Here is a 17,083-nt window from a genome sequence, read left to right on the forward strand (position 1 = left end):
ACGTCTTTCCGCGCCCCTGCGCCAACGGTGCGTTTCTTGCTGGAGATCGGCCACGGATACCGACCCGATTGGCTGATGCGCATGCGTCGATCCCGACATACCGACCAAGAGATCGCTTTCCTCCTGCAGGAGGCCGCGAGCGGAACCGCCATTGCCGCGATCTGCGCGGCCGCGCATGTCTCCATCGGCACGTTCTACCGCTGGCGCCGACGCTTCGGTGGCCTGTCGCCGGCCGGTGTCACGCGTCTCGGCGACGTCGAGCGCGAGAACGCACGTCTGCGGAGCGAAGTCATGGTTCTACGGCAGGCGCTCCTCGCATCGGCAGCCGGGGGGGACCGCGGCCCCCCGCCCCGCGCGACCTCGATGCTCGGATCAGCGGTTCCGTCGACCGGCTTCAGGGGTGGCCATGCCTCGGTCGGTCGCTATGCCTGTCTCAGGACCGCGACCTGACACCCGAACGACGGGAACGGTCCAGGTCTACCTGGCTCCATCGATGCGGACGGCAATCGTGGAGCCTTCGATGCGGACCGGATAGGTGCGCAGATCCCGGAAGCGCCACCCCGGAGAGACGGCACCGCCCGGCAGGGTGAACCAGGCCAGGTGCCGGGGGCAGTACAGGCGTCCGGCGGCGCAACGCCCCAGGGCTAGGTCCGCTCCTTCGTGCGGACAGGCCCGTTCGGCGGCGAAGATCCGGTCGCCGTCCTGAACGAGCACGAGATCGAGGCCCGCCACGCGAATGGGGAGGATCGCACGATCGGCGAGCGCCTCGATCCGGCAGGCCTGGACCCAGGTCCCCGCCTCAGCCTCCGAGATAGGCTTGGCGCACATGCGGATCCGCGATCAGCGTCGCGCCCGGCCCCGAAAGAACGATGCGACCGGTCTCCAGCAGGTAGGCGTAATCGCACAGTTCGAGGGCGGCGAACGCGTTCTGCTCCACGAGGAGGACCGTGGTGCCGGTGTCGCAGATCGCCCGGATGACCGCGAACATGCGCTCGACGATGTTGGGGGCCAGGCCGAGGGAGGGTTCGTCGAACAGGACGAGCCGCGGGCGGGACATCAGTGCGCGCCCGATCGCCAGCATCTGCTGCTCGCCGCCCGAGAGGGTGCCGGCGGCCTGGTGCCGGCGCTCGGCAAGGCGTGGGAACTCGCCGTAGACGCGCGCGAGATCGGCAGAGACCCCGCCCCGGTCGCGCCGCAGGTAAGCGCCCATGGCGAGGTTCTCGGCGACGCTCATCTGCGGAAAGACGCGACGTCCTTCCGGACAATGAGCGATGCCCTGGGCCAGCACCTTGCGCGGATCGGTGCCGGTGATGTCCCGGCCGGCGAAGTGGATGCTGCCCGCGCGTGCCGGGATCAGGCCCGAGACGGCCCGCAGCGTCGTCGACTTGCCGGCGCCGTTGGCCCCAACCAGGGCCACGAGTTGGCCCTCCTCGACCGTGAGCGAGAGGCCTTTCAGAGCGGTCACCGTTCCGTAGCCGCAGACGAGGTCGCGGATCTCAAGCATCGGCCGCCTCCCGGACGGATTGCGCGGCCGCGCGGGCGGCGCTGCCCTGGCCGAGATAGGCCTCGATCACTGCAGGATCGGACCGGATCACCGCCGGCGACCCTTCCGCGATGAGCCGGCCGTAATTCAGCACCACGATGCGGTCGGAGACTTCCATCACCATCGGCATGTCGTGCTCCACCAGGAGGAGGGTGACGCCCCGGTCGCGGATCGCGCGGATCAAGCGGACGAAGACCTGCGTCTCGGAGGCGTTCATGCCTGAGACCGGCTCGTCGAGCAGGAGCATGGCGGGCTCGGTCGCGAGCGCCAGCGCAACCCCGACGAGGCGCTGCTCACCGTAGGCCAGGGCCCCGGCCTTCTCCCGGGCCCGGCCGGAGAGGCCGACCCAGTCGAGGAGTTCGCGAGCGCGGTCCCGCAAGGCCGCCTCGCCGGCGTGGTCCCGCCCGAGCAGCGTGTCGACGAGGCGCGCGCGGCCCCGGCGATGGAGGCCGATCATCACGTTGTCGAACACTGTGTCGTCGGGAAACACGCTGGTGCGCTGGAAGGTCCGGCTCAGGCCGAGCCGGACGATCTCGTGCGGCTGCAGGCCCTGCAGGCTGGTGCCGCGAAAGCGGACCTGCCCCTGGCTGGGCTTCAGGAAGCCGGTCATCACGTTGAAGGCGGTGGTCTTGCCGGCCCCGTTCGGGCCGATCAGGCTGACGATCTCGCCGGGATGGACGTCGAAATGCAGGTCCGCGATGGCGACGAGGCCGCCGAAGCGCACGCCGACATGGTCCACGGAGAGGATGGGGGCTTCGCGCTCGCTCAAGGCCGGACCTCCGCGGGGACAGGGCTGGAGGACGCCGCTGCGGGACGACGGCGTGCGACGAGGCGCACGAGGCCCGGAACGATGCCCCGCGGCATGACGAACTGGATCCCGATCAGCACGAGGCCGAACACCATCCACTGCGCCTCCGGCACCATGACCGGGCGCACGGCGACGGGGAGCAGGCCGAAGATCAGGCCGCCGACGACGGGGCCGAGCAGCGTGCCCTTGCCGCCGCCCACCACCATGATGACCATCGTCACAGTGGTGGAGAACAGGAACACGTCGGGGTCGATGATGCGCAGGTAGTGGGCGTAGAGGCTGCCCGCCGCCCCAGCCATTGCTGCCGAGATCACCGCCGCGAGGGTCAGCGTGCGGGTGGCGTTGATGCCGACCGAGAGGGCGAGGGACTCGTTCTCCTTCAGACCCCGCATGGCCCGGCCGAAGCGCGAGGCCACGAGGCGCCCGATGAGAACGTAGCAGAGCGTGCCGACCGCGAGGACGAGGTAGTAGTTCTGCAGCTTCGTGCGCAGGACCGTCGTGCCGAGGCCGGGAAGCCAGAGGCCGAGAGGCGGGATCCCCGTGAGGGCCAGGGGACCCTGCGTCAGCTCTACCCAGTTGAGGGCGACGAGGCGCACCACCTCGGCGAAGGAGATCGTCACGATCACGAAGTAGGCGCCGCGCACCCGGAAGGAGAGGCGTCCGACGAGGTAGCCGCAGGCGGCGGTCGCCAGCACGGCGAGACCGAACCCGACGGCTGGCGGCCAGGGCTCGTGCACGACGCGCAGGCCGCCGAAGACCTCCACGTCGAAGCCGAGGCTGGTGAGGGCGCTGACATAGGCGCCGATGCCGAAGAAGGCGATGTGCCCGAGGCTGAGCTGCCCGGTGAAGCCCAGCAGCAGGTTCAGGCTCATTGCCGCGATGGTGACGATGCCCGTCGTGATCAGCGCGTTGAGCAGGTAGGGGTTGTGGCTCAGTACGAAGGGCAGTGCGAAGAGGGCTACCAGGAGGGCGAAGGCGGGCAGGTGGCGCGTCATGGGATGCCGGGTCATCCGATGCGCTCCGCCTTGGCGAACAGGCCGGTCGGCTTGAAGATCAGTACCGCGATTATGATCAGGAAGCCCATGGCGTCGCGGTAGCCCGAGGAAATGTAGCCGGCGCCCAGTTCCTCGGCGAGCGCGAGGATGAAGCCGCCGATGGCGGCGCCGGTGACGTTGCCGAGGCCGCCCAGGATGACGATGGCGAACGCCTTCAACTCGGCCATGCCGCCCATCTGCGGGAACACGACGTAGACCGGGCCGAGCAGGGCCCCGGCCGCCGCTGCGAGGCTCGAACCCATGGCGAAGGTCGCGGTGTAGATCAGCCGCACGTTGACGCCCATCAGGGCGGCGGTGTCGTGGTCCTGGAAGGTGGCCCGCATGGCGAGCCCGAGCCGGGTGCGGTTGATTAGCCAGTAGGTCAGGCCGATCAGCACCAGGGCCGCGCCGAGCACAAACAGGCGCAGCCACGAGACCGAGACCGAGACCGGGCCGAGCTGAAGCGGCGCGTCGGGGAACGGCGTCGGGATCGACTTGGCGACGCCGCCGAAGAGCCAGAGCGTGCCCGATTGCAGGACGATGCCGGCCCCGATCATGACCAGCATGGTGGTGTCCATGTCCGCGCCGCGCAGCGGGCGCAGCAAGGCCAGGTCGAGGACCGCCCCGAGGAGGAGGCCGCCCAGGATCGCCGTCGGCAGGGCCGCGAAGAAGCCAAGCCCCAGGGCCGTCACCGCCAGGTACATGACGTAGGCGCCCACCGTGTAGAGCGCCCCGTGGGTGAAGTTCACCACGTTCATGATGCCGAAGATCAGGGTCAGGCCGATGCCTAGGAGGGCATAGGTGCCGCCCAGGATCAGGGTGTTGAGGAGGTGCTGCAGGAATTCGTTCATGAGGGCCCTCGCCGGAGCGGACGGGAGCCCGGCCTACCCAGAGGCGGGCGGCCGGGCATGGGGGCGACCGGCCTTAAAGCTCCGGCACGACGACTTTGCCGGCGTCGATCTTCACGAGGTAGACGTCCGGCTTGCTCTGGCCGCTCTCGGACCCAGCCGGCCCGGCCTTGGCGAAGCGGATCGGACCGTTGAGCCCAGTGAAGTCCACCGACCAGAACCCCTTCCGGATGGCAGCGGCGTCGGTGGCACCGCCCTTCTCAATGGCGGCGGCGATGGCGCGGATGCCGTCGTAGCCGCGGAAGCTCTCGGTGACGCCGGCGAACTCGAAGCCGCGCTTCTTCCACTCGCCGATGAAGTAGGCCGTCGCCGCCGGGTTCGGGGTCTTCTCAGGATACCAGGGCAGGAAGGTGGTCAGGTGCATCGTTCCGTCAGCCGCAGCCCCAGCCTGGGCTATGATTTGGTCGGGGTTCTGCGAGCCACCGGTGGTGATGATCCGCTTTCTGAGGCCGAGGGCCGCCATCTGCTTGAACAGCAACGTGAGCTGATCGACAGCGGCGGTGATCATGATGGTATCGGCGTCCGACCCCTTTAGCTTGGAAAGCTGGGCGCTCATGTCCTGCGCGCCCTGATCCATGGTCTCCACGAGGCCAACACTGACGCCCTTGCCCTTGAGCATCTTGGTGAAATCGGCGGCCGCTCCCCGGCCCCAGTCGTTGTTGATCGCGAGGAAGTCGACCTTCTTCAGGCCGATCTTCTCCACCAGGGGCGCGAAGGCCTCGGCCTCCAGCGCCGAGGGCGGCGAGATGCGGAAGACGAACGGATTGCCTGAGGTGGTGATCTTTCCCGAGGACGAGGTCTCCACCAGCATCGCGGTCTCGTAATCGGCGAGCTTGGGCATCACTGCCAGGGTGAGGCTGGAGCCCCAGGCGCCCATCAGTACCGGCGTCTTGTCGCTGGTGATCAGCTTCTCGGCCACCGCCGCGGCTTCGGTGGGATTGCTCTTGTTGTCCTCGATGACGAGTTCGAGCTTCTGGCCCAGCACGCCGCCCTTGGCGTTGATCTCGTCAGCGGCGATCTTGGCGCCGTTGACCACGTAGGTGCCGGAGGCCGCGAACGGGCCAGTCAGGGGCTCGTTGACTCCGATCCGGATCGTCTGCGCCTGGACAGTCCCGGCCGAGAGGCTGAGCGCGAGCGTGAGGGCGGGGAGTCTCGTGAGGCTGCGCGTCATGGTGGGCTCCGGTCTCGGTGGGCGGATGGGAAGGCGAAAGGCGTGTGCTGTGTCGGATGGGCGCTCAGGGGCGCCGCAGCGGCGCCAGGAGGGCGGCGAGGCGCCGCCACAGCGGCGCCAGGCGGGTGCCGAGCAGGAGGTGCAGCGGGTTTAGGCCAGCCGCCTTCGGAGCCGGGGCGCCCGAGAGCTGAGCCTCAAGGTTTCGGGCGAAGTCCGCACCGAGCCGTCCGGCGAGATCGCGCACGAGGCCGGGGCGGCCGAACTGCGCCAGCGGCCCCTTGAGGGTGTAGCCGATGGCGAGATCGACTCGGGCCGTGCCGGGTTCCTCGCCCGCCATGACCCGGTAGCGGATCTCGCCCTGGGTGGCGGATCGGCCGCCGGCATCGCTGCCCGCGCCGACGATGCGCCCTGACCGGGCCTGTTCGTCCCGGCTGATGCGGGCCCGGCCGCGGAATTGCGCCGCGATAGGTCCGATCCGCACCTGGAGGGCGCCCTCAACGGCCTCCGGGCTCGGTTGGCCCGTCAGCATCGCCCCCGGCAGGCAGGCGGCCACAGCCTCCACGTCGCCGAAAGCGGCGAAGACGGTTTCGGGCGGATGCGCCACCTGGAACGACTGTTCGAACCGGTGGGCGGGCACGAAATCCGCCCCGAGATCCGCAGTCGGCAGCGCAGCCATTGCCGGAGGGCTCGCCGCGGCGCGGGGAAGAGGGGTTCGGGCCGCCGCGACGGACGTGCCCGGGCGGCCTCCGACGGGTCCGAGGGCGCGGTGCGCACCGGTCTCCGGCGCGATGCCACGGGCCCGACGCTCGGCGATGACGCTGCGCACGGCCCGGACGATGCCGACATAGCCGGTGCAGCGGCAGAGGTTGCCGGAGAGGCCGGCACGGATCCGGCGCTCGTCGGCCTCCGGCAGGCGCAAGACGAGATCGCGGGCGGCGATGAGCATGCCGGGCGTGCAGTAGCCGCACTGCAGGGCGTGTTCGCGGTTGAAGGCCGCGCGCAGCTCGCCAGCGACCGGATCGTTGTCGAGCCCCTCAATGGTGACGATCTCAGCGCCGGCACAGGCTCCTGAGAAGGTGAGGCAGGCGCGAGCCGGCTCGCCGTCGAGGAGCACCGTGCAGGCGCCGCAGACCCCGTGCTCGCAGCCGAGATGCGTGCCGGTGAGATCGAGGGCGTCGCGCAGGACGTCGCCGAGATGCGTGCGCGGCTCGGCGCGCAGGCTCCGGGCCCGGCCGTTCACGGTGAGGTCAAGGTGCAGGCGGTCGTCGCGGAGGGCGGCCGATGCGGTGCTCATGCAGCCTCGCTGACGGTACGGGTGGGGGACGTTGGCAGGGCGGTGGAAGGGAGCGGGGCGGCAGCCTGGGCGACGGCGCGGCCCAGCACGGTGACGTGGACGTGGCGTGCCACCACGTCCGTCATGCCGGCCTGCCGCAGGACGTCCTCAGCGGCGCGGGCGTCGAAGCGCTCGCCAAAATCTCGGTCGACCCGGCCGCCGAACAGGTCGCGCGGGTCCGGGACCAGCAGGGGCGCGCGTTCGATGGCGCCAACCACCACCCGGGCGCGCCCCGCGTCGGGCTCGATCCGCACGGCGCCGATGGCGTGGGCGAACTCGCCGATCTTGGAGCAGTGCTTGGCGTAGCCCCAGGCGCCGCCGGGACTCAGGGAGGGGATCCGCACCGCCACCAGCATCTCGCCGGGCGCCAGGGCCACGTCGAGGGCGCCGGTGACGAAGCGTTCCAGGGCCAAGCGCCGCCGTCCGGAGGCGGTGGCCAGCTCGACCTCGGCGCCGAGGGCGATCAGCGCGCTGACCCAGTCGGCGGCGGGGTCAGCATGGACCAGAGAGCCGCCAATCGTGCCCCGATTGCGCACCGGCCGGTAGGCGATGGCCGTCGCCACGCGGGCCAGGGCTCCGCCGGTGAGGTCCGGTACGCGCCCGTCCTCGATGTCCGCGTGGGTGACGCAAGCGCCGAGCACCAGGGTGTCGCCCTCGATCGTCGCGCAGCGCAGCTCGGGGACGCCCGTGATGTCAAGGACGCGGTCGGGTTCAGCCAGGCGCAGATTGAGCATCGGGCCGAGGGATTGGCCCCCGGCCATCAGCTTCACGCCGTCCGCCGTCTCGGCCAGCCGCGCCAGCAGGGTGGGAAGGTCTCCAGGGCGTTCGTAGGCGAAGCGGGCGGATTTCATGCGGCCTCCCGGGGGCATGCGAGGGCGGCTGCTCGGGCCTCCAGCACGGCCTCGACGATGCGGTGCTGGCTGACCGGCGTATGCAGCATCGTCGCGCCGAGGGGGCGCAGGGCGTCGTTGATGGCATTGGCCAGGGCTGCCGGGGGCGCGATCGCGCCACCTTCGCCGATGCCTTTGACGCCGAACTGCGTGTAGGGCGAGGGCGTCGCCATGTGGTCGATGCGCGGTTCGGGCACCTCGGCGGGGCCCGGCAGGAGGTAGTCGGCGAAGGTGGAGGCCAGGGGCTGCCCTCGGGAGTCGAAGCGCATCTCCTCGTAGAGCGCGGTGCCGATCCCCTGGGCGAGGCCACCATAGATCTGGCCGTCCACCACCAGCGGGTTCACCAGCGTGCCGCCATCCTCGACGATGACGTAGTCGAGGATCTCAACCGCCCCGAGATCGGGGTCGACCGCTACGAGAGCCGCGTGGGCCGCATACGAGAAGGTGCCGGAATCGCGCTGAGGCTTGTATCCGGCGGTGACTTCGAGGCCGCCGGGATCGACGTCGAGGCTCAGGTCCTGCGGGCGCCGGTACCAGGTGTGGGCGATCTGGGCGAGGCCGACATCGCCCGAGGGGCCGACGACGCGGCCCGCCTCGAAACGGCAGGCGGACGGGTCGGCCTGGAGCAGATGTGCACCAATGCGAAGCGCCCGGTCGGCGAGTTCCCGGCAGGCCGCCGCCACGGCGCCGCCCGCCATCACCATCACGCGCGAGCCCCAGGAGCCGGTGGAGTAGGGCGTCATCGCGGTGTCGCCGTGGACGACCCGCGTGCGCGCCACCGGCACGCCGAGGATCTCGTGCGCCACCTGCGCCAGGGTGGTCTCCAGGCCCTGGCCGTGGGAATGCGCGCCGATCCGGAGTTCGAGGCCCCCGTCCGGGGTGAGGCGGGCGCCCGCCTGCTCGTGGCCCGGCACCATGGGGATGCCCCAGCCGGAATAAACCGAGGTGCCGTGCGCCGCCTGCTCGCAATAGATCGAGAGCCCGAGGCCGATGCGGCGCCCGTCGGGCTCGGGGGTCCGCTGGCGCTCCCGCACGGCATCAATATCGATGGCCGCGAGGGCGCGGGCGAGCGCCTGCGGGTAGTCGCCGCTGTCGAAGTGCTTGGCGGTGATGTTGTCGAAGGGCATCTGGTCGGCGCGCACGAGGTTCTTCTCGCGCACCACCCAGGGCTCGAGGCCGGCCTCGGCCGCCACGGCGTCGAGGATCAGCTCCATGGCGAAGCAGACGCCGGTGCGGGCGACCCCGCGATAGGGCAGGATCGGGCACTTGTTGGTGGCGACCGACCAGGTCCGGCAGCGATAGGCCGGGAAGTCGTAGGGGCCGGGCAGGATGCTCGCAACCTGCGCAGCCTCCAGGCAGGCAGAGAAGGGATAGGCCGAGTAGGCGCCGGAATCGACGGTGGCCTCGCAATCGATGCCCCGCAGGCGGCCGTCGCGCTCCGCATAGGCCGTGATGCGGTAGTGGTGCTCGCGGCAATTGGCGTTGGCGGTGAGATGCTCGCGCCGGTCCTCGAGCCAGCGCACCGGGTGGCCGACGCGCAGCGCCAGCCAGGCGAGGCAGACATCCTCGGCGAGCAGGATCGCCTTGTAGCCGAAGCCGCCGCCGACATCGGGCGAGACGATGCGCAGGCGCCCCTGTTCGATCCCGAGACACTCCGAGAGGCCGTTGCGAACGATGTGCGGCATCTGGCTCGCCGTGTGGACCACGAGCTGGTCGAGGCGGTGGTCGAGATGCACCACCGTGCCCCTGCCCTCGATGGGCGCCATGCATTGCCGGCCCGTCGAGATGGTGCGCGAGACCTGGATCGGCGCATCGAGCGCCGAGGCGAAGTTCACGTCGACCAGCGTCTCCAGGAAGACGTTGTCGCCCCAGTGCTCATGGACCAGGGCCGAGCCCGGTGCGCGGGCGGCGAGCATGTCGTGGATCGCGGGCAGCTCCTCGAGATCGAGGACGATGGCGGCGGCGATGTCCTCCGCCTCGGCGCGGGTCGGCGCGAGGCAGATCGCCAGCAGTTCGCCGACCTGGCGCACCTTGTCCTTGGCGAGAACCGGCTGCTCGGACGCCTTGAAGCCGGCGAGCCCCGAGACCGCCCGGATCGGCTGCACATCGGTCAGGTCGGCGGCGGTGAACACCTGATCCCGATAGGCCTCGGGCACGTGGATCGCCCGGATGCGGGCATGCGCCAGCGGACTGCGCACGAAGGCGACGTCCTGCAGGCCGGGTAGGCGCAGATCGCCGACATACTGTCCGCGCCCTCGCATCAGGCGGTCGTCCTCCTTGCGGGGCAGGCGGGCGCCGACGCCCTCGGTGAGCGGGCTCGCATCTTTCATGCGGACGGACCTCCGTCGGACAAGCCCGCGACGAGGTCGAGGGCGGCACGGACCAAGGCGCCACCGGGCCGGCGCAGTTCGTTCAGGATCGAGAAGTGCTCGGCCCCAGCCACGGGGAGCAGCGGTCCCGGCGCATGGTGGGCGCTGCGCAGGGTGTGGAAGTCGCGGGCGTCGTGGACGAGGGCGGGACGCTCCGCCGTGCCGTACGCGATGGCCAAGGGCTTCTTCACGACCGGCAGGCGCAGGGGCGAGAGGGTCGCGACCTCCGCATCCGTGAGGGAGAGCGCGCCGTTCAGCCCGGTGTCGCGGATCGGCCCGAGTTCGTAGACGCCCGAGATCGCGAACCCCGCCACCACGGCGGGGTGATGGAGTTGCGAGGCGGCGAGATGGGCGCCGGCCGACCACCCGGCGAGCACCAGGGGGCCGGCGATGCCGTGCGCTGGTCCGTGCTCGGCCAGCCAGTCGAGGGCGAGGCCGATCTCCGCGACGATCCGGGTAAGGCTCGCCTCGGGTGCGAGGGTATGGCCCGGCATCGCCACGGACCAGCCTGCCGCGGCGGGCCCCTCGGCGAGGCAGGCGAAGAGATCGCGGGAATTGCGCTGCCAGTAGCCGCCATGGATGAAGACGAAGCAGGGTGCGGCCGGGTCGGCGGCCGGGTAGAGGTCGAAGGCCGTGCGCGGCGCGGGCGCATAGGAAATGTCGAGCGCCGCGGGATGCGCCGCCCGGTAGGCCTCGGAGGCCGCGTTGCGCGCGGCCGCCTGGGCGGCGGCATCGGGCACCGCGCCGTTGTTGTCGTAGGCGGCGTCGCGGGCGGCCCGGTCGAGGCGCGCCCAGGCGCGCCGGGGGTCGGGCGGCAGCGGGGTCTCCGGCGTCTGGTGGTCGCCCATGCTGTCGGTGTCCCTGCGGTCGTGTGCCTGCATCCCCGGGGTCAGGCTGCGATGGCCTGGGGCAGGATCGGCGAGTCGGCGTCAAAGCGCTTGCCGCCGCGCAAGCAGAAGGCCGGCTGCAGCAGGCGCTGAGCGATCACCTGCGTGTCCTCGTTGTCGCGCAGGAGGAAGCGGCCGCGATGATCGTGCAGCACCGAGACGTCGGCGGCGAAGCCTGGGGTTAGGGCGCCAATGCGGTCGGAGAGGCCCAGCATCTCGGCCGGATGCTTCGTCACCATCGGCACGACCTGCTCGAGGCTGAGCCCGAGCGCCATCATCGAGCTCATGGCCTGGGTCAGGCTGAAGCGGGCCTGGCCAAGGAAGGGGTGGTTCTCGTCGTCGTGGTGCTCATCGGGCGTCCCCGCCGGCCGTGGCACCTCGGTGTTGTAGCCGTGCATGTCGGCCCCGAGGGTGTAGGGCACGACGCCTGCCGGCAGGGAGGCGCGGGCGACCCGGTAGGAGAAGTGGCTGCCATGCCCGACATCGACCCGCAGGCCGGCCTCCATCGCCGCCCGGATGATCGGGTGGACCACGCCCTCTTCGTTGATGAAGCCGCCGGGATGGCGGGTGAACGGGTGCGCGAGGTAGTCCCCGGGGCGCAGCAGCGGGATCACCCGCTCCATGATCGTGTTGGCGTCCTCGCCGTTGGCGCCGCTCTCGGGCAGTCCCCAAAGCTGGCCGAAATGCACGTAAAGCGGTAGGTCGGCGCTGCGGCTGATCTCGGCCGCCATCTCCATGACCTTGATGCCCCAGCGAGCGAACCCACCGATCTCAGCGTGCCCCTTGATGCCGCGCACGAGGTCGCGGTTCTCTACCGCCGACTTCACCGTAGCGTCAATGTCGACGCCGTCCGGGCTGTAGAGGTTCGGATAGAAATGCCCTTCGAGACCGCCGACCAGATAGGCCGAGAGGAAGGCGTAGATCCGGGTCTCGGCCCGCTCGGCGATGAAGTGGCGGAACCCCGGCAGGGTCATGCAGGACGCGCCGCCTTGGTCGATCACCGTGGTCACGCCCGAGCGCACGCCGACCATGTCCGGCGGCAAGCCGAACCGGCCGGTCACGTACTGGTAGACGTGCCCATGCGTGTCGATCAGGCCCGGCAGGACCAGCTTGCCCGCAACGTTGACCACCTCGGTGGCGGCGGAGGGGATAATGCTGTCCGCCACCGCGGCGATCCGCCCGTCGCGGATGGCGACGTCCTTGAGGCCGTCGATGCCCGAGGCCGGGCAGATCACTCGGCCGCCGCGCAGCAGCATGTCGTAGCGTCCATCGTCCATTCGGCGTCCTCCAGCGTCTCGCATCGGCCTGCGCATCGCCGGGACGGGCAGATGCGAAGTATGCTTCGCATCTGCCCTAAGCATGGTATGTGCCAGGAGCCGTCCGGGATGCGGATCGCGCCGGGAGGCATAGGACGCGGATGGACGATATCGGGCTGGTCGAAGTCGGGACGGCGCTATCGCCGGAGCGCGGTCAAGAGTTCGGGCCACCCTGGCCCCTGCCGGAGCGACCGGGTTTCCTGATGCGACGGCTGCATCAGATCCACGTCAGCCTCTTTTCCGAGCGTTGTGGCGCATTCCGCGTCACTCCGCTGCAGTATAGTCTGCTCTCTCTGCTGGCAGAACGGGGCGAAGCCGATCAGACGACCTTGGCCAATTCGGTCGCCTTGGACCGGACGACGACGACCGGGGCTCTGAAACGCCTCGAAGCCCGCGGCTTCATTGAACGCACGGCGTCTCCGACCGACCGGCGTGCCCAGTGCTGTCGCCCGACCCAGGCTGGGCGCGATTTACTTAACGGAATGGAGGCGAGCGCACGCCAAGCCCACGACGCGACCCTCGAACCACTTTCGGACGACGAGCGGCAGACCCTGATCCGGCTTATGAAGAAAATTACCGCAGCTCATCAGCAGAGGCGGTGCGGCGACGGGCTGGCGATTTAGGGTCCATGGACCCGTCGAGTCAGGGACCCGTACAACGCGGCAGGACCGCCGCGTGCGGGCTATCCTCATGCGATACAACCGGTGAACGGTCGGTGCGGGCCGCGCTCCGTTCGATGCTGCTGCTACAGGACGCGTGTCGGCTCGAGCGCCCAATTCGCGACGTGTGGGCTCACAGATCGATAGTTGAGATGGCCTGAACGGCGCTCCTGAGTCGTCACCTGCTGGTCCGCTCCAGCGCCGAACTTAGACATTCCACAAAGCGCTGCCCCCATTGATGTCGGCATTTATGTTCGCATTCGCATCCGGGCGGCGCGTTAACCCGCCGCCTTCGCCTCGTGCTTCGAGCAGAACATGCGCTCTTCGGCTTGGCTCCTGGAGGACTACAATCCGGCGACCTACTCGGCCAAGCGTCGGGAGTTGCAGACTGCCTTTGGCGCCCGTGCCACCACGGCTATCCGGTTGTTCGACGAGGCCCACGACGAGCAAGAGCGGCTGGAAGCGGCGGCAGTCCGGCGTAGTGTGCGTTGATGAAAGCGGAGAGCAGTCGATGACATACACGCTGCACCACCTAGCACTACTTGGCTCTGGACGGGGTCATCGTCAGTGGCGTGGTCCGGGAGAGATCATCGCCGGCAGCGATGCCCCTACCTAGCATGCCGAGTTGCTGGATGATCCACAGCGTGAGAGGCAGCCGCCTCCATTCAGCAGGATCGATCACACCTTCGGCTCACTGCAGGCTGTGTCAGCGTGGCTCGGCGATGCCCAAATCATCGACCTCACACGCAGCTGGACGCGAGCACTAATGTGCCTATAAAATCTTCGCGTAGTTCTATATTGTATATATAATGCATACGCGGTTAAGATGACGGTTCCGTTATTTCGGATATGTGATGTCATGTGGTATTCGAGGTTCTGTAAGCCTAAGAATGGAATTCTCGATGTCTGAAATCGCTGAAACTCAAGTCTTCAGCTTCGCGGAGCTGGCTGTCGATATCGCTGCCGCTTACGTGTCGAACAACTCGGTTCGGCCCACCGATCTGCCGGAGCTGATCCGCACTATCCACGCTGCTCTTGGTAACCTTGCCAGCAGCGCTGCAACAACTGCTTCGGAGTCGAAGGTCGAGAAGCTGAGCGCAGCTCAGATCCGCAAGTCGGTGCAGCCGGACGGCATCGTCAGCTTCCTCGACGGCAAGACCTACAAGACCCTGAAGCGCCACCTCGGTGTGCATGGCCTCGATGCGCAGGCGTACCGGCAGCGGTTTGGCCTCCCGGCCGACTACCCGATGGTGGCGCCGGCGTACGCGGCGCGCCGCTCCGAAATGGCAAAGGCAATTGGTCTTGGCCGGATCGCCGATCGGGGAGAGGACGAGAAGTCGTCGGGACGGGGCCGCAAGAAGGCTGCGTAAGAGCTGCTATATTTTTGATATCAAAGCCCCGCAGCCTTTGCTGGCGCGGGGCTTTTTCATTTCCTGATCGTGAAGATGCGAGCGTTTGCAACCCGCCTCATGGTATCCACCCGCGTTTAGTTCTGAGGCTTCGTCGTCGAGATCGAATGACCCATGAAGAAGCGCATCATCTCTCGGCTGGCATCCGGGCCTTTGGGGTCGGTGTAACTCCCGTCCGTGCTCCCGCCGGACCAAGCGTGCCCGGCACCATGCAAGGTCCACTGCTCCAGGATGGCGCGTCCCGATGCGTTGGTCTGCACGGCGCGGGTGAAGGCCATCCCGTGGTGGGACTTCCCCTGGGTCACAACGCGTGAGAGCATCTCCTTCGGCGCGGCTTGAGCAATGACCTGGTCGCCGTTGATGAGGCTCACGGTCCGGTCAGCGTCGCCGTGAAAGACAATGGTCGGAACGCCGGCGCCCACCTTCCGGGCCTTCGGGGTGCCACCACCATTCATGGCTGCGAATGCGGACGGCATGTCCCGAGCGGCGCCGCTGGCTAACCCGGAGTGGACACCGACAGCCGCAAAGACATCTGGATAGGTGTCCGCCATGATCGCTGCCGCCGCACCGCCCGCAGAGAGGCCTGCCGCATAAATGCGGGATTGATCGGCCGAGAACTCCTCCACAACCGCCATGGCGATGCCGGCAATGATCGAGGGCTCGCCGCGGTCGCGTTGCTGGTCGCCAGCATTGAACCAGTTCCAGCACTTCTGTATGTTGGCCGACTGCGGCTGGCCCGGATACGCCACCAGGAACGTCTGCTCCTCGGCCAATGCGTTCATCCGTGTCCCCGCGGCGAAGTCGTCCGGGTTCTGGGTGCAGCCGTGCAGCATGACGACGAGGGGAAGCGCCTTTCCCGTGTACCCGCTCGGCACATAGACCTTGTACTTCCGGCTGCCCGCGGCGTTGGAAAATATCCGCTCCTCGAACCGTGCACCCTCTGGCACGACAATGCTCACCCCACCTGATGACCCGAGACCTTCCGCCAGTCCGGGCATGGCGCTCATCTTTGGGAAGCGCTCATGCAGGTCGCGGAGCGTCTCCGAGAGGCTCGGGCGCACGGGGGCACTTTTCGGCGCCGTTGCTGCCTCGTCGGGCGCAGCCTGGCCAAGACCCGCCTCGGTCCAGGCTCCGCCTGGGATTGTAGGAGCCACCATGTCGATGATTGCTCCGAAGCGGGGGGCTGTAGCTTTCGCTTTGCCGCCGGTGTCTTGATCCGCACCTGCTGCGGAGGCCCATGCGACTGGTCTGCCCTGAAGCAGCGCCATGGCTTCAGCAAGCTGGCCGCTACGGGTGAGACGTGTCACCTCACCCACGTCGATCTTCGAGAAAGCAGTCATGATTATGATCCTGGATGAGGAGGTGGACGGGCACGAGGGCGTTCCGCCCCGAGCAAGGTTGGTTGTCAGCTAGTGCGGTCGGCCAAGGCGGCCTTGACCTCTGGACTGGCTTGGAAGGCGCCAAGAACCTGCACCGAAGCGATGCCCTGGCGGGCCAATTCAGGGGTTACGTCTGGGGCGATGGTGGCGAGACCGAGAACTTGGATGTGGAGCGGCTCTCCAGCGTCTCTGGCCGCCTCCAAGTCGCGAGCGGTGAAGTGCGAGAGGCCCAAGGTGAGCTTCTTACGGGTGACTGACTGCTTCACCTCATCGCCCTGACGGTCGAGCTGATTGCGGACCGCTGTCCGGATGAAATCAGCACGATTTGCGTAGAAGCCATCCCTGACCAGCAGGTCGATCTGTCCGAGATCGACGAAGCCGAGATTGAGGGTCAGCTTCTCGCTGTCAGGCGATTTCGGGCGCAGCGCTCGAATATTGTCCGCCATCTTAGAACCTCCCCAAACCATCCTGTTGGATGGTCTAGAGATGGCATGTGGATGTTAAAGCGCAAGGGTCCGCTGTTGCTGACTTAACTGCCGAACCCCTGCGGAGGAGGCGTACTGCAGACCTCGTTCAGCCCCGAGCCGCTCGCCAACCGGCCGCCTTCGCGTCGTCCTCCGAGCAGAACATGCGTTCGCCAGCCCGATCGTTGACGCGGGTGCGCTCGTAGTCGCGCGAGCCGGGCAGGTGGTAGATCCGCTCGCCGCCGGCCGAGATGTTGCCCTTGATGTTGCAGCCGCTCGCCTTGCTCGGCGGCGTAACGGTCTCGGGCCGCGCGTGCTCGCCGCCGGCCCGCTTCTCCCGGCGCCATTCGGACGGCTCCTGGAACGTCCCAGCCCAGATGCCCTGGCGCAGCGCCTTCGCTGTGAGCTCGGTGTCGGCGTAGTCCTCGGCATAGCGCCGGTAGGCGATGGCGTGGCCCTGGCGGACCATCCAGGCGTTCAAATCCTCGGCTTCGGCCCGGCACACGGCAACGACCCGGCCATAGCGGTCGGTGTCGCGCGGATCGCAGCTCACGAGGCGCTTACCGATGTGGTCGGATAGGGCCAGCGCCGCCGTCTGTCCGCAGCGGTAGTCCTTGCCGGCGAGATCGTGGGCAGTGTGGCCCGTTGGACCTCGACTCACGACGCCGGCGCCTACACGCGGCACACCAAATTGTTAGACGACCCGCCCATCGAGAAGCGCCCGCCCCCGTTCAGCAAGATCGACCACACCTTCGGCTCGCTGCAGGCGGTGACGACCTGGCTGGGCGGCGCTCCCATATCGTGAAGGCCCGACAAACTGCGAAGCAGCCGGAAACGGAGACGGAGACGGAGATGGAGGGGAGACAGGCAGAGTTCTTTCCAACCGGCGTTAACTTGCTGGCTTGCGGCCACG

17 protein-coding genes are annotated in these 17,083 nt (G+C 68.5%); 3 read left to right on the plus strand and 14 right to left on the minus strand.

The window, feature by feature from the left end; translation table 11 throughout:
- The first annotated feature begins 36 nt into the window (after positions 1-36).
- Positions 37-450, plus strand: a complete 414-nt coding sequence (locus AC0IWM_RS00845) for a transposase (protein WP_471752638.1) — start codon at positions 37-39, stop codon at positions 448-450.
- A 27-nt stretch (positions 451-477) separates the two neighbouring features.
- Here the strand turns inward: AC0IWM_RS00845 and AC0IWM_RS00850 are convergent, their stop codons facing one another.
- From AC0IWM_RS00850 to AC0IWM_RS00900, 11 genes are all read right to left on the minus strand, one after another.
- A complete protein-coding gene (locus AC0IWM_RS00850) occupies positions 478-828 on the minus strand; it encodes a Rieske (2Fe-2S) protein (protein WP_471752639.1) in 351 nt (116 codons plus the stop codon).
- Entirely contained in the window at positions 800-1,504 is a 705-nt protein-coding gene (locus tag AC0IWM_RS00855) for an ABC transporter ATP-binding protein (RefSeq protein WP_471752640.1), read from the minus strand. The genes AC0IWM_RS00850 and AC0IWM_RS00855 overlap by 29 nt, the downstream gene beginning before the upstream one ends.
- Complete coding sequence (locus tag AC0IWM_RS00860) at positions 1,497-2,312, minus strand: ABC transporter ATP-binding protein (protein WP_471752641.1); 816 nt, start codon at positions 2,310-2,312, stop codon at positions 1,497-1,499. Before AC0IWM_RS00860 ends, AC0IWM_RS00855 begins: the two co-directional genes overlap by 8 nt.
- Complete coding sequence (locus tag AC0IWM_RS00865; RefSeq protein ID WP_471753082.1) at positions 2,309-3,346, minus strand: branched-chain amino acid ABC transporter permease; 1,038 nt, start codon at positions 3,344-3,346, stop codon at positions 2,309-2,311. Before AC0IWM_RS00865 ends, AC0IWM_RS00860 begins: the two co-directional genes overlap by 4 nt.
- An 11-nt stretch (positions 3,347-3,357) precedes the next feature.
- The gene (locus AC0IWM_RS00870) at positions 3,358-4,236 is read right to left on the minus strand and encodes a branched-chain amino acid ABC transporter permease (protein ID WP_471752642.1); all 879 of its coding nucleotides are present in this window, start codon (positions 4,234-4,236) and stop codon (positions 3,358-3,360) included.
- Between the two features lie 73 nt (positions 4,237-4,309).
- Entirely contained in the window at positions 4,310-5,464 is a 1,155-nt protein-coding gene (locus tag AC0IWM_RS00875) for an ABC transporter substrate-binding protein (RefSeq protein WP_471752643.1), read from the minus strand.
- A 64-nt stretch (positions 5,465-5,528) separates the two neighbouring features.
- On the minus strand, positions 5,529-6,758 hold the full coding sequence (locus AC0IWM_RS00880) for a xanthine dehydrogenase family Fe-S subunit (RefSeq protein ID WP_471752644.1): 1,230 nt from the start codon (positions 6,756-6,758) through the stop codon (positions 5,529-5,531).
- Positions 6,755-7,648, minus strand: a complete 894-nt coding sequence (locus AC0IWM_RS00885; protein ID WP_471752645.1) for an FAD binding domain-containing protein — start codon at positions 7,646-7,648, stop codon at positions 6,755-6,757. The genes AC0IWM_RS00880 and AC0IWM_RS00885 overlap by 4 nt, the downstream gene beginning before the upstream one ends.
- Positions 7,645-10,017 carry a xanthine dehydrogenase family protein molybdopterin-binding subunit gene (locus AC0IWM_RS00890; RefSeq protein ID WP_471752646.1) on the minus strand — a complete coding sequence of 791 codons (2,373 nt, stop codon included), beginning with the start codon at positions 10,015-10,017 and terminating at the stop codon, positions 7,645-7,647. Before AC0IWM_RS00890 ends, AC0IWM_RS00885 begins: the two co-directional genes overlap by 4 nt.
- Complete coding sequence (locus AC0IWM_RS00895; protein ID WP_471752647.1) at positions 10,014-10,904, minus strand: alpha/beta hydrolase; 891 nt, start codon at positions 10,902-10,904, stop codon at positions 10,014-10,016. The genes AC0IWM_RS00890 and AC0IWM_RS00895 overlap by 4 nt, the downstream gene beginning before the upstream one ends.
- 41 nt (positions 10,905-10,945) lie before the next feature.
- Positions 10,946-12,220 (minus strand): amidohydrolase/deacetylase family metallohydrolase, encoded by a 1,275-nt coding sequence (locus AC0IWM_RS00900; RefSeq protein ID WP_471752648.1) that lies wholly within the window; start codon positions 12,218-12,220, stop codon positions 10,946-10,948.
- A 140-nt stretch (positions 12,221-12,360) separates the two neighbouring features.
- Between AC0IWM_RS00900 and AC0IWM_RS00905 the strand changes: the two genes are divergently transcribed.
- Positions 12,361-12,882 carry a MarR family winged helix-turn-helix transcriptional regulator gene (locus AC0IWM_RS00905; protein WP_471752649.1) on the plus strand — a complete coding sequence of 174 codons (522 nt, stop codon included), beginning with the start codon at positions 12,361-12,363 and terminating at the stop codon, positions 12,880-12,882.
- Between the two features lie 938 nt (positions 12,883-13,820).
- Positions 13,821-14,288: a Ros/MucR family transcriptional regulator gene (locus AC0IWM_RS00910; RefSeq protein WP_471752650.1), complete on the plus strand. Its 468-nt coding sequence runs from the start codon at positions 13,821-13,823 to the stop codon at positions 14,286-14,288.
- Between the two features lie 116 nt (positions 14,289-14,404).
- On the opposite strand, the gene AC0IWM_RS00915 is transcribed toward AC0IWM_RS00910, so the two are convergent.
- The 3 genes from AC0IWM_RS00915 to AC0IWM_RS00925 form a co-directional block, all read right to left on the minus strand.
- Complete coding sequence (locus tag AC0IWM_RS00915) at positions 14,405-15,667, minus strand: extracellular catalytic domain type 1 short-chain-length polyhydroxyalkanoate depolymerase (RefSeq protein ID WP_471752651.1); 1,263 nt, start codon at positions 15,665-15,667, stop codon at positions 14,405-14,407.
- A 65-nt stretch (positions 15,668-15,732) separates the two neighbouring features.
- Positions 15,733-16,152, minus strand: a complete 420-nt coding sequence (locus AC0IWM_RS00920) for a CopG family transcriptional regulator (protein ID WP_471752652.1) — start codon at positions 16,150-16,152, stop codon at positions 15,733-15,735.
- Positions 16,153-16,279: 127 nt separating this feature from the next.
- Positions 16,280-16,831, minus strand: a complete 552-nt coding sequence (locus tag AC0IWM_RS00925) for a thermonuclease family protein (RefSeq protein ID WP_471752653.1) — start codon at positions 16,829-16,831, stop codon at positions 16,280-16,282.
- Positions 16,832-17,083 lie beyond the last annotated feature (252 nt).

The organism is Methylobacterium sp. AC433, from assembly GCF_979253015.1.

Coding starts and splice junctions, on each gene's coding strand:
- AC0IWM_RS00850 (WP_471752639.1), bottom strand. CDS start 828: ATGTGCGCCAAGCCTATCTCGGAGGCTGAGGCGGGGACCTGGGTCCAG.
- AC0IWM_RS00855 (WP_471752640.1), bottom strand. CDS start 1,504: ATGCTTGAGATCCGCGACCTCGTCTGCGGCTACGGAACGGTGACCGCT.
- AC0IWM_RS00865 (WP_471753082.1), bottom strand. CDS start 3,346: ATGACGCGCCACCTGCCCGCCTTCGCCCTCCTGGTAGCCCTCTTCGCA.
- AC0IWM_RS00870 (WP_471752642.1), bottom strand. CDS start 4,236: ATGAACGAATTCCTGCAGCACCTCCTCAACACCCTGATCCTGGGCGGC.
- AC0IWM_RS00875 (WP_471752643.1), bottom strand. CDS start 5,464: ATGACGCGCAGCCTCACGAGACTCCCCGCCCTCACGCTCGCGCTCAGC.
- AC0IWM_RS00880 (WP_471752644.1), bottom strand. CDS start 6,758: ATGAGCACCGCATCGGCCGCCCTCCGCGACGACCGCCTGCACCTTGAC.
- AC0IWM_RS00885 (WP_471752645.1), bottom strand. CDS start 7,648: ATGAAATCCGCCCGCTTCGCCTACGAACGCCCTGGAGACCTTCCCACC.
- AC0IWM_RS00890 (WP_471752646.1), bottom strand. CDS start 10,017: ATGAAAGATGCGAGCCCGCTCACCGAGGGCGTCGGCGCCCGCCTGCCC.
- AC0IWM_RS00895 (WP_471752647.1), bottom strand. CDS start 10,904: ATGGGCGACCACCAGACGCCGGAGACCCCGCTGCCGCCCGACCCCCGG.
- AC0IWM_RS00900 (WP_471752648.1), bottom strand. CDS start 12,220: ATGGACGATGGACGCTACGACATGCTGCTGCGCGGCGGCCGAGTGATC.
- AC0IWM_RS00905 (WP_471752649.1), top strand. CDS start 12,361: ATGGACGATATCGGGCTGGTCGAAGTCGGGACGGCGCTATCGCCGGAG.
- AC0IWM_RS00910 (WP_471752650.1), top strand. CDS start 13,821: ATGTCTGAAATCGCTGAAACTCAAGTCTTCAGCTTCGCGGAGCTGGCT.
- AC0IWM_RS00915 (WP_471752651.1), bottom strand. CDS start 15,667: ATGACTGCTTTCTCGAAGATCGACGTGGGTGAGGTGACACGTCTCACC.
- AC0IWM_RS00920 (WP_471752652.1), bottom strand. CDS start 16,152: ATGGCGGACAATATTCGAGCGCTGCGCCCGAAATCGCCTGACAGCGAG.